Source organism: Streptomyces sp. VNUA24 (genome assembly GCF_029167005.1).
GTDB lineage: Bacteria > Actinomycetota > Actinomycetes > Streptomycetales > Streptomycetaceae > Streptomyces > Streptomyces scabiei.
In genome coordinates, this window is sequence record NZ_CP119143.1 from 6,032,806 (window position 1) to 6,046,582 (window position 13,777).

Genomic DNA, 13,777 nt, shown 5'->3' on the forward strand with positions numbered 1-13,777 from the left:
ACCTTATCGGCGTAGTCGAGATCTCCTGCGGCGGCTACTGCTATCAGGACGGTTGTGACCGCGGCCCCCGTCCCGGCTCCGGTCAAGGCAAGTCTTCTTCCCCACCCAGTCATGAGCCCATGATGCTCCGATCGCTCTGATCGCGCAGCTGGTTCCCCACAACGAGTGCTAAAGGCGCGATTCTGGTACGAATGGAGGCATCGCCCGCACGGCGGGCAAGACGTGGCCCGGTTGTCAGGAGGCGAGCCGCACACCTGCCGGCTACGGATGCGGGCGGTGGAACGGATTTGGTCGGTGGCCTGCCCCGGTCTGGGGTCGAGCCTGATCAGGGGGCCGTACGCTGGTTGGCAACTCGGGCAGGCTTTGGGCCTGACCGCAATGTGCACGAGTGGCCCCCTGGTCTTGCTCGGCGCGGGACCCGGATCGGGGAGGTGGCTAAAGCCGTGGAGCCCCTAGCCACGACGTACCCTTCTCTGGCCTCAATCGGCTGCATGCTTTGAGCGCGGCACGGGCGCCAGCCGGGCTGGAGCGGGGCGGAGACAGGAGCGCAGGCCCGGCCGGGGGCCGGGCCGCGTGCGGGGAGCGGAGCGAGCCGCCTTGAACCAGTAGAGAAAGTTTGAATCATGGCCGGGCTGCCTCGTGGTGTAGAACCCTGAGCATGGGGAGTGAGCGGCGGGAGCGGATGCGGGCGCTTGGCGCGCGTCTTCGTGGGCTTCGGGCAGAGGTGGGCCTGACGGGGGCGGTGCTGGCGCAGAGGGCTGGTGTGGGGCAGCCGACCGTGTCCAAGGTCGAGACCGGGCGCATGGTTCCGAGCGTTGATGTGCTCGACCGGCTCTCGCGTGCCCTCGGCCTTGATGAGTCCGCCGCTCGTGAGGTGCGGGAGCTGTTGGATGCCGTGCTCGCTGCTGCCGATTCCGGCCAACTCACCGACGACGCACCCCCGGACGCCACCACCGTTGACGCTGAGGTTCGTTCCGCGCGACTGGTGCGGTCGTTCCAGTGCCTTGTGCTTCCCGCCCTGCTTCAGAGCGCGGAGTACGCCCGACACGTCTTCGCGAGTGCGCCGAACTCGACACCTGGGGCTGTCGGTCGGGCTGTTGCTGCCCGTGTCGAGCGGCAGAGCGTGTTGTACGAGCCGGGGCGGGAGTCGGCGTTCGTGTTGACGGAAGCCGTGTTGCGGACCTGGCCGGGGACCCCGGCGCTCATGCTCGCCCAGCTCGACCGCCTCCTGGCCGTGGAGAGCCTGAGCACGGTCCGTCTCGGGGTCATCCCCTGGCGCCGGCCGGTGCCGGTGCTGCCTCGTCACGGGTTCACCCTGTGCGACCAGCGGGCCGTCGTCGTCGAGACGTTCGACCGCGAGCGTGTCACGGTTGACCCTGTCGAACTGGCCACCTACGAGGAGACGTTCGCTCGCTTCGAGGAAGCTGCGGTCTTCGGCGACGACGTGCGAGAGCTGCTGTTGCGGGTGATGCAGGAGTTTCGAAGGCTGGGCGATACCCTCACTCGATAGAGGAATAATTCCTCTAGATGCCTGGCTCATTGTCTACTCGTGGGAATACTCTGCCGCTGTGCTGTCTAGCCCTCTAGACGCAGAGGAGGGGTTTCCCATGCTGACCAAGTGGTGCCGTGCCTTTCCCGGCCTGCCCGAAGAAGTGCCGCAGGCCCGCCGCTTCGTTGCCGCGCTGCTCGATGAGCGAGGCCCGGTCGACGACGCCGTCCTGATCGTCAGTGAGCTTGCGACCAATGCCGTGCGGCACTCGTCGAGTGGTCTGGCCGACGGTTGGTTCCTTGTGATCGTCAGCTTCGGCCATGACCTTGTACGCATCGAGGTGGTGGACACGGGCAGCGAGGGTGAACCCTGCCTGCGCGATGCGACGGAGCAGGAAGAAGGCGGCCGTGGTCTGGCGCTGATCGCTGCCTGCGCCAAGGACTGGGGCGTCAAGAACTGGCCAGATGGCCGGAGCGTGTGGGCAGAGCTGATGCGGGAGAGAGTGTGACTGGGGCTGTGTCGGCGACCGTCCGCTTTCGTTTCGTGGGCGGTACCGGGTGAGCCCTCGGGGTGTGCCCAACCGGCGGTCTCAGTTCTACGTGATCGGAGTGCATACGGGTCGGCGTCTCCCGCCCATTCCGTCTAGGGCCCTAGACTCCTGGTTATCGCTAGGAGGTGAGGTCATGTCGGACCAGTTGCAGCGGATCATGGCGATCGATGATCCCTATCTGCTCCTGCGCGAGGTCACGACTCGGTTGGCCGACGCGCAACAAGAGGTGACCGAGCTTGCTCGCCTTCGCCGACGAGTGGTCCAGGACCTGCACGCGCAAGGGCTGTCGTACGCGCAGATCGCCGAGAAGGCGGGCCTGAGCCGCGGGCGCATTCATCAGATCCGGCACACGGGTCCGGCGCCGGAAGGGGCCTTCCTCGGCCGGGGAGCGGTCACCATCGCCACCCCGCTGCGGCGGGACGATGAGCGCGGGCGGACCGTCGTCGCCATGGATGACGTCAGTTCCGGCAAGCGGCTGGAAGATCTGGCGCGGTCGTACGGGCTCGACGTCGCCTCGGAGCATGTGCAGGTGAGCGGTGAGATCGACCTCAACCGGGACGGCCTGGTCGTCGTCTGCGGTCCGCGCATGTCTCAGGAGATGTGGGACACGTACGCCCAAGATCCCGTGCTCGGCTGGGAGCAGGCGGAAGACGGGCCCTGGACCGTGGTGGACCGGCGGACCGATACGGTCTACCGCTCGGGACAGGACAGTGATCCGGCCCGGCCGTACGACGTCGGATACCTTGGTCGGCTGCCTCGCCCGGACGGCAATGGCTCGCTGATCGCCATCGCCGGTATCCACACGCAAGGTTCCCTCGGCGTCGTGCAGCTGCTCGCCAACGACCTGTACGCGCTGTGGGGGCAGGTCGGTGACCGCCGGTTCTCCACGCTGGTTGGAGTCGAGTACGACCCCGACACCAGCGAACCGCAGTCCGCCGAACTGCTCTGCCCCCTGTACCGGCACGACGAAGAGACGACGGTGTGAGAGTCACCTTCGCCACGCTCCCCGCCGAACCCGGCCCCGACCGGGAGAACGAGGACTTCGCCGCTGCGGCTCCGGGCGCGGCCGTCCTCCTCGACGGCGCCGGCGTGGGCGGGGCCGAAACCGGGTGCACGCACGGCGTTGCCTGGTTCTCCGGGACTCTGGGCGGTCTGCTGCTGCGCGGCATCACCGCTCGTCCCGTAAGGCCGCTCTCGGAGTGTCTGGCCGACGCGATCGGCCTCGTCCGGTCCCTGCATGAGGACAGCTGCGATCTCGCCTACCGGGCCAGTCCCACCAGTACGGTCGTTGCCGCGAGGATCGTTGGCGGGGGAGTCCTGGACTACCTCGTACTCGGTGACTCCTCCCTGCTGATGGCAGACCGGGGCGGCCGTACATCCGTCGTCACCGACCGGCGCCTGGGCGAGATCGGCAAGCGGCTTCGCGGTCCCGTCGACGCCTTGCCCACCGGTACGCCGGAACACTCCGCCGCGCTCGCCGAGTACCAGGACACCCTGACCGGGTTCCGTAACCGGCCGGGCGGCTTCTGGATCGCTGGCCCCGATCCGAGGGCGGCTGAGCATGCCCTGACGGGAACGGTCTCCCTGGATTCGCTGGCGTCGGTGACGCTGCTGAGCGATGGAGCGACTCGGCTCGTGGACCGGTTCGAACTCGCCGACTGGGCAGAGGTGTTGTCCGTGCTCGACTCGTCGGGGCCGGATGAACTGATCCGCCGGGTGCGTGAGGCTGAGGCCGACGACCCCGAGGGGCGGCGCTGGCCGCGTGGGAAGGCTCGCGACGACGCTACCGTCCTTCACTGGGCACTGAGCACTGGCCTGACGCTGACATAGCTCGGGTCGCTCGCGCAGGCGTTGAGGTCACAGACGCGCTCGTATACCCCCCTAGACAGTTTGGATTTCGACCGCTACCTTAATTGTCAACCCCCCTAGACAGTTAGGTGGGTGGTCCTCCCTTGCGCTGTCTAGGGGGGTATCCAGTTGGTGTGGTGCCGCTCAGCGAGAGGTGCCAACGACCCAGTGAGGTACAGAAAATGCGTGTCATTCCTGTGGACACTTCGGCCGCGACGATGCTCGTCACGAAGCTGCCCGAGGTGAAGGTGAGGGACCGGCAGACCGGTGAGGTCGCGGTTGACCCGGTGACCAACCAGCGGCTCATGACGCTGGAGCTGGTGTTCATCGCGGCCGGTGGTTCGGACATGATCAAGGTGACCGTTCCTGAGCCGGGCATCGGTGACGGTCTGGTCATGGGTGCGCCGGTCATCCTGTCGGGGCTGATCGCCCGGCCCTGGGAGAGTGAGTTCGGCGGGCGGGCCCGGCACGGGATCGCCTACCGGGCCGACGCGGTCATGGTCAACGCTCCGGCTCCGGCTCGGGGTTGAGCGCCGTGACCGACAACTTCCGGATTCCGCTGCCGGTCCTGCTGCTGGCTCTGCTCGTCCTGGTCGTGCTGCTGGTCATGCGCCGTCGTACGCCGGTGGTGTTCTGGTGGCTGGCGGGGTATCCGGTCGCCGTGCTGCGGGTCCTCGTCTCGTACCGGGAGACGATGGACGCCTGTGGTTTGACGGTCCCGGCCTCAGCCGTCCGCCGGGCCACCGCTCGGATGATGGGGCGGCAGGCGGCGCCCGTACCGCCTCGGCGGTCGTTCCCGCTGCCGACCGGGTCCGGGCTCGTGATGCGGCTGCGCATGGCGGCCGGGCAGGCTCCCGAGGACTTCATGGCCTCGGCCGACCGGTTGCGGCACGCCTGGGGCGCCCACGCCGTGTACGTCCGTCCCACGAAGCCGGGGCGGCTCGAACTGCGGCTGGTCGGCTGGGACGTGCTCGCCGATGTGCGGCCCGCTCCGCGTCGGCCGGCCTTCGGGTCGCCGCTGTGCCTGCCGCTGGCGCTGCGGGAGGACGGCGTATGGCACGAACGGGACTTCCGCACCGTGCCGCACGAACTGATCCTCGGCGCCACGCAGTCCGGCAAGTCCGTCTACCTGCGCAACCTGCTGTGCGGTCTGGCCCGGCGGCCGGTCGTGCTCGTCGGCATCGACTGCAAGTGGGGTGTCGAACTGGCGCCGTTCGCGCCCCGGTTGTCCGCGCTCGCCGACACCCCCGACCGGGCCAACGAACTCCTCGACGCGTTGCTGGACGAGATGGAGGCACGGTTCCGGCTGATCGGTCTCCGTAGCGGGGCCGGGGCCGGGTCCGGTCCGGACGCCGTGCTCACCTCGGACGTGTGGGGACTGCCGGAAGCGGTCCGGCCGGTGCCGATCGTCCTCGTCGTCGACGAGGTGGCGGAACTCTTCCTCGCCGCGAGCCGCGACGACGAGAAGCGACGCGACGCCATGGTCACCAAGCTCATCCGCCTCGCCCAGCTCGGCCGCGCGGCCGGCATATACCTGGAGGTCTGCGGGCAGCGCTTCGGCTCCGAACTCGGCAAGGGCGCCACCATGCTGCGCGCCCAGCTCACCGGCCGCGTCTGCCACCGCGTCAACGACGAAGCCTCGGCCAACATGGCCCTCGCCGACATCTCGCCTGAGGCGGCGCTCGCCGCCACCGCCATTCCGGCCGAACGGCCCGGCGTCGCCGTCGTCGGCGACTCCTCCGGCGGCTGGTCCCGAGTCCGCTCCCCTCACCTCACCCTCGACGACGCTGCGGCCGTCTGCCGCGACACCGCCGCCCTGGCGCCGGAACTGCCCCGGCTCGCCTTCCTCCGGCCCACTGTCGCCGTCGAGTCCGCCGGGCCGTCCCCTACGACCGCTGCCGCTGCCGCTGCCGCTGCCGCTGCCGCGCCCACTGCTCAGCCGGTGACCGAGTAGCCCTCTCCCTCCCCTCCCGGCCGGCGTGATCGCCTCGCGCCATGTCCCTACCCCTCCCATGCCAAAAACCGGAAGGACGACCGATGTTCTGCGAACACTGCGGTGACGTCGACGGCAACGAAACCGGCGTCGACCACGACGAACGTGACTGCCCCTGGTACGACACTGACGACACCCCGCTGGCTGTCGATGCCACCGAGCTGGCCGACACCCTGACGGCCGCCGCCGACGGCTCCCCCGCCCGGCGGGCCGCCATCGGCCTCCTGACCGGTCACGGTCTGTGGGTCAAGCGGCTGGCCGAGCGGCCCGGCCTGCTGCTCGTCGACTACTCGGGCCCCGTGCCGGAGCCGTACGGGGTCGACTGGCCCAAGGTCGTTCAGGCGCTGGAGGGCAAGGAACTGCCCGCTTCCAGCGGGGAACTGCGCATCCTGGCCCTGGCCGCCTCGCTCGCCGACGATGCTGCCCGCATCCCGCTGGGTGACGCTGTCGGCGGCCTGGACGCGACGAACCTCGACCTCGTTCTACGGGCCATCGCCACCGCCAACGGCCGTCCCCTGGCCCGGTGACGACCATGGTCAAGCGCCTGCGGGTCGACGCCGTGATCGTCCAGGCGGTCATCGCGGGCGCCCTGTCCTTCTCCCACCTGCACGACCTCGCCGAAGCGGCCGGACAGGGCGGCTGGAAGGCGTGGGCCTACCCGGTCAGTGTCGACCTCCTCTTGGTCGCCGCGTGGCGTCGGATGCGGCAGGCCCAGGAAGCGGGACAGGGGGCCGGGGGGCCACGGTTGTGGTTCCTGGTGGCCCTGGCCGCCTCCCTCGGCGCCAACGTCGCCACCGCCGGGCTCCTCGACCTCGACGACGTCCCCGCTTGGCTCCGGGTCGTGGTCGCGGGCTGGCCGGCCGTCGCCTTCTTCGGCGGCACGCTCCTTGCCCACACACCACATCAGCAGGAAGCGCCAGAGGCTCCGGCCCCGTCGACCACCGGCCCCGAAAAGGAGCCGCACTCCGCCCCCACCGCCGTCGACATGCCTGACCGGGACGCGCTCCCGGCACCGTCCACGGACCCCGATCCCGCCCCTGAACCCACCACCACCGAACCGGTCACCGATCCCGACCTTCCTCCTGCTCCCGCTCCAACTCCGGCTCTGGCGCCCGTTCCCTCCGTCGCGCTCCCTCCCGCCCTCGTAGACCGCGTCCGGGCCCTGGCCGACGAACACCACTCGGCCACCGGCCACCCCGCCGACCCCGACACCGTCCGCGCCCGGCTCGGCCTGCCCCCGTCCATGACCGCATCCGTCGCCGCCCACCTCTGAAAAGGAGTCCCGCCATGCACCGCCGCTTCCGCAACGTCCGCCGTATCGGCCCCGTGAACGTCGCCTCCTACATCGAGCGCGGCAAGCACCGCCACTTGGCCGCCTGCACCGCGCCCCGCTGCGACTTCTCCGCCGAGTACGACTCCCGCGCTGCCGCTGAACTCGCCGCCCGTACCCACCGCTGCTCCGCCTGACAGGAGACCAACCCTCCATGGACGTACCGCTCTGGCTCGCCCTGCTCTGCGTCGGGGTCCTGGGCGTCAAGCTCATCCGCCCGCCCTGGTGGCTCATCACCGCGCTCCTCCTCGGCGGCTACCTCATCGCCGACAGCCTCCTGGCCCCCGTCATCAACTCCCTCGTCAAGTAACCGCGACACGTGTAAGGAGACCTGCTCATGTTCCGGCCCAAGATCCCGACCATGCCCCAGCCGACCGGCCTGGTCACCCCGCCCGTGATCGTCCAGCCGACCGCCGTCACCCCGGCTGCCCCGAGTCAGCCGCTACCGGCCCCCACCACGACCACTCCGGCGCCGACACATCCGGTGGTCCAGCTCACCCCCGGTACCGCGCTGGCCCTGGTCGGCGCCGGTACCGCCGTGGTCCTGGTCGTCGGCGCCGTCCTCGTCTCCATGCTCCTAGCCGTCGCCGTCACAGCCACCTCGACCGCCGTCTGCGCCGTCGTCATCCGCTCCCTTCTCACCCGCCGCTGACTCAACGGCTCCACCTGCGTTCAGCCTGCCCACACTGTCTAGCCCCCTGGACGGTGTGGGCGGTGGGCGCGCACAACCCTGATCCCCTGGCAGGAGGAACCCGCACATGCACCCCCCGGCTCCCCTCGGAGCCATCCGCCACCTCGCCGCCCTCGCCCGGCACGGAGACCTCAGCGCCTACGCCCGACAGATTCAGCACCTCGGCGGCTGCGAGCGGCCCGTACGGATGGAGGGTCACCGGTTCGACATCCACGCGGCCACGGGAGAGATCGTCCGCGAGATCGCCGACACGGACCTTCCGGCCGGACAACTCCTCATCCGCTGCAACAACCGCCGTGCTACCCGCTGCGCGGCCTGCGCTGAGGTGTACCGCAAGGACACGTTCCACCTCGTCACGGCCGGACTGAGCGGCGGCAAGGGCATCGGCCCGGCCGTCGCCCAACACCCCCGCGTCTTCGCCACGTTCACCGCCCCCTCCTTTGGTCCTGTCCACAACCGCCCCACCACCGGCCGTTGCCGCTGCGGCCGGGCCCACCCCGAGGACGACCCTTCCCTGGGCACTCCGCTCGACCCCGACCGGTACGGCTACCACGCGGCCGTCCTCTGGAACGCGCACGCCGGTGCGCTCTGGGCCCGCTTCACCACTTACCTGCGTCAACAGCTCGCCTCCCGCGCGGGCCTCACCCGCTCAGAACTCCGCGACACCCTCAAGGTCTCCTACGCCAAGGTCGCCGAGTACCAGCGGCGCGGCGCCGTCCACTTCCACGCCGTGATCCGCCTCGACGGCCCGGAAGGTGCCGAGGACACCCCACCGTCCTGGGCGACGACTGAACTCCTCACCGACGCGATCCGTACGGCGGCCCGCATCGCCGAAACCCCCGGCCCCCTCCTCGACGCGCGCCCCTACAGCTTCCGCTTCGGGAAGCAGCTCGACCTTCGCCCCATCCGCTCGGCGGACTTCGCGGGCACCTCGGAACTCTCCAGCCGCGCCGTCGCCGCGTACATCGCCAAGTACGCGACCAAGGGCGCCGAGACGGCCGGCACCCTCGACCGCCCGATTCGCAACCCCATCACCGACCTCATCGGCTCCGGTGTCACCGACCACGCCCGACAACTGATCCTCACCTGCTGGCACCTCGGCGCCCGCCCCGAACTCGAAGCCCTCCGCCTGCGCAAGTGGGCCCACATGCTCGGCTTCCGCGGCCACTTCTCCACCAAGTCCCGTGCCTACTCCGTCACCCTCGGCGCCCTCCGCCAGGAACGCGCCGACCACAACGAAGCCCTCACCCGCGCCCGCGCCGCCGAAGCAGGCCACCCCCTCCCCGACCCGAACTCCACCCTCGTCCTCTCTCACTGGCGCTTCGCCGGGACCGGCCTGACCGCCGCAGAGACCTGGTTCGCCGCCTCACGCCAACCCGACGACACCCCCTCGACGGAAGGAGAACCCACCCATGGTTGAGCGCCACCTGACCCTGGCCACGACGGACCCCTTCGACCCTTCCCTGGCCCTCCTGACCGTCGAGGAAGCGGCCCGGCGACTCCGCATCGGCCGTACGACCTGCTTCCGGCTCGTCCTCGCGGGAGAGATCGAGTCCGTCATGGTCGGGCGGCTCCGCCGCGTCCCCACCGACGCCGTACCCGCCTACGTGGCCAAGCTGCGTCACCGACCCGCCCAAGCGGCCTGAGAGGGATGACATGGCAGAGCAGAAGCGCACTCGTCAGCCCAACGGGGCCTCCACCATCTACCTCGGCAAGGACGGCAAGTGGCACGGCCGAGTGACGGTCGGCGTCCGCGACGACGGCAAGCCCGACCGCCGTCACATCGAGCGCAAGACCAAGGCCGAAGTGACCAAGGCCGTGCGCGAGATGGAGCGGGCGCGGGACGATAAGAAGCTCAGGAAGCCGGGGCAGAGCTGGACGCTCCAGGCCTGGCTTGAGCACTGGGTGGAGAACATCGCCAAGCCATACGTCTCCGAGAACACGTACGACGGGTACGAGGTCGACGTACGCGTTCACCTCGTGCCCGGCCTGGGCGCCCACAAGCTCGACAAGTTGGAGCCCGAGCACCTGGAGCGCTTCTACCGGAAGATGCAGGCGTCCGGGAGCTCCGCCGGCACCGCCCACCACGCCCACCGCACGATCCGGGTCGCCCTCGGTGAGGCCGTCCGGCGCGGGCACGTCGCCACGAATGCCGCCGAGATCGCCAAGGCTCCACGCCTCGAAGAAGAGGACATCGAGCCGTACACCATCGAGGAGGTGCAGAGCCTGCTCGTCGAAGCGGCCAAGCTCCGCAACAGCGCGCGCTGGGTCGTCGCCCTGGCGCTCGGCCTCCGGCAAGGTGAGGCGCTGGGACTGCACTGGGAAGACGTCGACCTCGCCGCCGGGTACGTCCGTATCCGCAAGAACCGGCTTCGCCCCAAGTACGCGCACGGTTGTGGCGCCAATCCGTGTGGCCGTAAGGCGGGCTATTGCCCCAAGCGGGAGCAGACCCGGCGCGAGCACAAGTCCACCAAGAGCCGTGCCGGGCGGCGCACCATCGGCCTGCCTGATCCGCTGATCAAGATTCTCCGTCAGCACCATGACGCTCAGGAGCGGGAGCGGGTCGCGGCCGGCTCCGACTGGGAGGGCAAGGGATACGTCTTCGCCTCGCCGGTCGGCGGGCCGCTGAGCCCCAATACCGACTTCCACGTCTGGAAGCGGCTTCTCCGAGACGCTGGCGTCCGTAACGGCCGTCTCCACGACGCTCGCCACACCGCCGCGACCGTCCTCCTGATCCTCGGCGTACCTGACGTCGTGATCGACTCGATCATGGGTTGGGAGCCCGGGGGAGCGGCCCGAATGCGTGCCCGGTACATGCACGTGACGGGGACCATGCTCCGCAAGGTCGCGCAGCAGATCGGCGACGCTCTTTGGGAGCTCCCGGAAACGAACTGAGACGGAAAGTGAGACGGACAACGTCGAAGGGCCCCACCGCGAACGGTGGGGCCCTTCGACATCGTGCCCGGTGAGGCACTGGCGGAGGATACGAGATTCGAACTCGTGAGGGGTTGCCCCCAACACGCTTTCCAAGCGTGCGCCCTAGGCCTCTAGGCGAATCCTCCGCCGGGAACATTACATGACGTCGGAGGGTGGTTGCGAACTCGTTCGGGGGCGGGTGATCGACGCGGAGGGGCGGGCGGGGAGGCGGGGCGGCGGCCGTCGGGGATCGGGTAGGGTGGGGGCAGCCCCTCACGCGGCGCTATCTGACTGAACTCCCCCAGGGCCGGAAGGCAGCAAGGGTAGGTTGGCTCTGGCGGGTGCGTGAGGGGTCTTGTGCTTCCAGGGCGCGCTGAGTGTCCGCGCGTCCGGGCCCGCGCCCCGCGCCCCCTGCCTCCTCGCCCGAGCCCCGCGCCCCGAGCACCCGTGACGCCCGCCCCGGTCGACGGCGGTGCCCGACGGCGATGCACGGCCGTCCGCCGGTCCGGGTTGTCAGTGGGCGCCTATAACCTCGTATGCGTGTCGTCTCTCGCGCTGTACCGCCGTTATCGCCCGGAGTCGTTCGCCGAGGTCATCGGGCAGGAGCATGTCACCGACCCGCTGCAGCAGGCGCTGCGGAACAACCGGGTCAATCACGCGTACCTGTTCAGCGGGCCGCGCGGCTGCGGGAAGACGACCAGTGCGCGGATCCTGGCCCGCTGTCTGAACTGCGAGCAGGGGCCCACCCCGACCCCGTGCGGCGCGTGCCAGTCCTGTCAGGACCTGGCGCGGAACGGACCGGGTTCGATCGACGTCATCGAGATCGACGCGGCCTCTCACGGTGGTGTGGACGACGCCCGTGAGCTGCGCGAGAAGGCGTTCTTCGGCCCCGCGAGCAGCCGGTACAAGATCTACATCATCGACGAGGCCCACATGGTCACGTCGGCCGGCTTCAACGCGCTGCTGAAGGTCGTCGAGGAGCCGCCGGAGCATCTCAAGTTCATCTTCGCGACCACCGAGCCCGAGAAGGTCATCGGCACGATCCGGTCGCGTACGCACCACTACCCGTTCCGGCTGGTGCCCCCCGGCACGCTCCGGGAGTACCTCGCCGAGGTCTGCGGCAAGGAGAAGATCCCGGTCGACGAGGCGGTCCTCCCGCTCGTCGTGCGCGCCGGGGCCGGCTCCGTGCGTGACTCGATGTCCGTCATGGACCAGCTGCTGGCGGGCGCGACGGACGAGGGCGTGACGTACGCCATGGCCACGTCGCTGCTCGGATACACGGACGGCTCGTTGCTCGACGCGGTCGTCGAGTCCTTCGCCGCCGGGGACGGGGCCGCGGCCTTCGACGTCGTCGACCACGTCATCGAGGGGGGCAACGATCCGCGGCGGTTCGTCGCCGACCTGCTGGAGCGGCTGCGCGACCTGGTGATCCTGGCCGCCGTGCCGGACGCCGTCGAGAAGGGCCTGATCGACGCCCCCGCCGAGGTCCTGGAGCGGATGCAGGCCCAGGCCGGCGTCTTCGGCGCCGCCGAGCTCAGCCGCGCCGCCGACCTCGTCAACGAGGGCCTCACCGAGATGCGCGGCGCCAATTCGCCCCGCCTCCAGCTCGAACTGATCTGCGCGCGCGTGCTCCTCCCGGCCACCTACGGCGACGAACGCTCCGTCATGGCCCGCCTGGACCGTCTGGAGCGCGGGGTCAACTTCTCGGGCGGCGGCGCCGGACCCGCCCTGGGCTATGTGCCCGGCCCCGAGGCACACGGGGGAGCGGCGGCCCCGCCCCCGGGCATGACTCCGCAGGCCGGAGGGGCCCCTTATGCTCCGCCGGCCCCCCAGGTCCCGCCCGGTGGCGGCCCCGCCGCCGCCCGTGCCGCGGTCCGTGGGGGTGGCGGGCCCGGGACCGGAAGCGCCGCCGGGGCAGGCGCGCCGGGCCCGGACGCGTACGGGGTCCCGGGCGCCGCCGGCGGACAGCCCGCCCCGGCCGCGGCGGCCCCGCCGGTCGCCCCCGAGGCCCCGCCGGCCGCCGCGCCGGCGCCCCCACCGCCCCCCACCGCCCCCGCCGACGCACCGGCCTCCGCCCCCGGCTCCTGGCCCACCGCCGCCTCCGCGGGAGGCGGGCGCCGTCCGGGCGGCTGGCCGACGGCCGCGCCCGCCGGCGGCGGCCCCGCGCCCATGACCCCGGCCGCGCCCCCCGCCTCGGGCCCGCCCGCCGCGTACGCCCAGCCCGGCGCCCCGTCGGCCCCGCAGCCCCCCGCCGCCCACAACCCGGCCCCCGGCGGCCCCGACCCCCGCACGCTCTGGCCGAACATCCTGGAGACGGTGAAGAACCGCCGCCGCTTCACCTGGATCCTGCTCAGCCAGAACGCGCACGTCGCCGGGTTCGACGGCACCACCCTGCAGATCGGCTTCGTCAACGCGGGCGCCCGGGACAACTTCGCGAGCAGCGGCAGCGAGGACGTCCTGCGCGCGGCCCTGGCCGAGCAGTTCCACGTGCACTGGAAGATCGAGGCGGTCATCGACACCTCGGGCGGCTCCGCGGGACCGGGCGCCCCCGGCGGCTACGGCTCTCCGGCGCCGGCCGCCGGAGGCTACGCCGGTGGCGGCACGGGCGGCGGCCACGGCGGTGGCGGCGCCGGTGGATACGGCGGTGGCGGTTACGGCGGCTCCCCGGCCCCCGCGTCCCGCCCCGCCGCGCCCCCGCCCGCGGCGGCCTCCCGCCCGGCATCCCCCGGCTCGGCGGCGCCCCACGCGTCGGCCCCGGCCGCTCCGCCCGTCGCGGCTCCGCCCCCGCCCCCCGAGCCCCCGCCCGTCTCCCCCGAGGACGACATCCCCGAGGACGACGACCCCGACCTCGACGAGTCCGCCCTCTCCGGCCACGACCTCATCGTGCGCGAACTGGGGGCGACCGTGGTGGAGGAGATCACGAACGAGTAGCGGGCGCGCGGAGGTGGGGACGGGCGGAC

The 13,777-nt window shown here is 71.0% G+C and carries 15 protein-coding genes, 1 tRNA gene and 1 other RNA gene; 16 read left to right on the plus strand and 1 reads right to left on the minus strand.

The annotated features are described in order from the left end of the window. Positions 1-658 precede the first annotated feature (658 nt). The 14 genes from PYR72_RS25780 (at position 659) to PYR72_RS25845 (ending at position 10,796) form a co-directional block, all read left to right on the plus strand. Positions 659-1,510, plus strand: coding sequence for a helix-turn-helix transcriptional regulator (locus tag PYR72_RS25780; protein WP_275457521.1), 852 nt, complete (start codon positions 659-661; stop codon positions 1,508-1,510). Positions 1,511-1,607: 97 nt separating this feature from the next. Continuing rightward, a complete protein-coding gene (locus PYR72_RS25785) occupies positions 1,608-1,997 on the plus strand; it encodes an ATP-binding protein (RefSeq protein WP_275457522.1) in 390 nt (129 codons plus the stop codon). 175 nt (positions 1,998-2,172) lie between these two features. Further along, a complete protein-coding gene (locus tag PYR72_RS25790; protein ID WP_275457523.1) occupies positions 2,173-3,024 on the plus strand; it encodes a sigma factor-like helix-turn-helix DNA-binding protein in 852 nt (283 codons plus the stop codon). Then, positions 3,021-3,869, plus strand: a complete 849-nt coding sequence (locus PYR72_RS25795; protein WP_275457524.1) for a protein phosphatase 2C domain-containing protein — start codon at positions 3,021-3,023, stop codon at positions 3,867-3,869. The genes PYR72_RS25790 and PYR72_RS25795 overlap by 4 nt, the downstream gene beginning before the upstream one ends. A gap of 200 nt (positions 3,870-4,069) precedes the next feature. Beyond that, a complete protein-coding gene (locus PYR72_RS25800) occupies positions 4,070-4,417 on the plus strand; it encodes a hypothetical protein (protein WP_275457525.1) in 348 nt (115 codons plus the stop codon). A 5-nt stretch (positions 4,418-4,422) separates the two neighbouring features. Further along, on the plus strand, positions 4,423-5,841 hold the full coding sequence (locus PYR72_RS25805; protein WP_275457526.1) for an FtsK/SpoIIIE domain-containing protein: 1,419 nt from the start codon (positions 4,423-4,425) through the stop codon (positions 5,839-5,841). Positions 5,842-5,924: 83 nt separating this feature from the next. Beyond that, complete coding sequence (locus PYR72_RS25810; protein WP_275457527.1) at positions 5,925-6,407, plus strand: hypothetical protein; 483 nt, start codon at positions 5,925-5,927, stop codon at positions 6,405-6,407. A 5-nt stretch (positions 6,408-6,412) separates the two neighbouring features. Further along, complete coding sequence (locus PYR72_RS25815; RefSeq protein WP_275460514.1) at positions 6,413-7,153, plus strand: DUF2637 domain-containing protein; 741 nt, start codon at positions 6,413-6,415, stop codon at positions 7,151-7,153. Between the two features lie 14 nt (positions 7,154-7,167). Beyond that, entirely contained in the window at positions 7,168-7,347 is a 180-nt protein-coding gene (locus tag PYR72_RS25820) for a mobile element transfer protein (protein WP_033526533.1), read from the plus strand. Positions 7,348-7,364: 17 nt separating this feature from the next. Beyond that, positions 7,365-7,520 (plus strand): hypothetical protein, encoded by a 156-nt coding sequence (locus PYR72_RS25825; protein ID WP_275457528.1) that lies wholly within the window; start codon positions 7,365-7,367, stop codon positions 7,518-7,520. Between the two features lie 27 nt (positions 7,521-7,547). Continuing rightward, complete coding sequence (locus PYR72_RS25830; protein ID WP_275457529.1) at positions 7,548-7,862, plus strand: SpdD-like protein; 315 nt, start codon at positions 7,548-7,550, stop codon at positions 7,860-7,862. 106 nt (positions 7,863-7,968) lie between these two features. Then, positions 7,969-9,321 carry a replication initiator gene (locus PYR72_RS25835; RefSeq protein ID WP_275457530.1) on the plus strand — a complete coding sequence of 451 codons (1,353 nt, stop codon included), beginning with the start codon at positions 7,969-7,971 and terminating at the stop codon, positions 9,319-9,321. After that, on the plus strand, positions 9,314-9,547 hold the full coding sequence (locus PYR72_RS25840) for an excisionase family DNA-binding protein (protein WP_275457531.1): 234 nt from the start codon (positions 9,314-9,316) through the stop codon (positions 9,545-9,547). Before PYR72_RS25835 ends, PYR72_RS25840 begins: the two co-directional genes overlap by 8 nt. Before the next feature lie 10 nt (positions 9,548-9,557). Beyond that, entirely contained in the window at positions 9,558-10,796 is a 1,239-nt protein-coding gene (locus tag PYR72_RS25845; RefSeq protein ID WP_275457532.1) for a tyrosine-type recombinase/integrase, read from the plus strand. Between the two features lie 79 nt (positions 10,797-10,875). Here the strand turns inward: PYR72_RS25845 and PYR72_RS25850 are convergent. Further along, positions 10,876-10,963 (minus strand) — tRNA-Ser (locus PYR72_RS25850). A 118-nt stretch (positions 10,964-11,081) separates the two neighbouring features. On the opposite strand from PYR72_RS25850, the gene ffs reads away from it, so the two are divergent. Together ffs and PYR72_RS25860 are read left to right on the plus strand one after the other, a co-directional pair. Further along, positions 11,082-11,178, plus strand: an RNA gene (ffs, locus tag PYR72_RS25855) — signal recognition particle sRNA small type. Between the two features lie 179 nt (positions 11,179-11,357). Then, positions 11,358-13,748 carry a DNA polymerase III subunit gamma and tau gene (locus PYR72_RS25860; RefSeq protein ID WP_275457533.1) on the plus strand — a complete coding sequence of 797 codons (2,391 nt, stop codon included), beginning with the start codon at positions 11,358-11,360 and terminating at the stop codon, positions 13,746-13,748. The last annotated feature ends 29 nt before the right edge of the window (positions 13,749-13,777 follow it).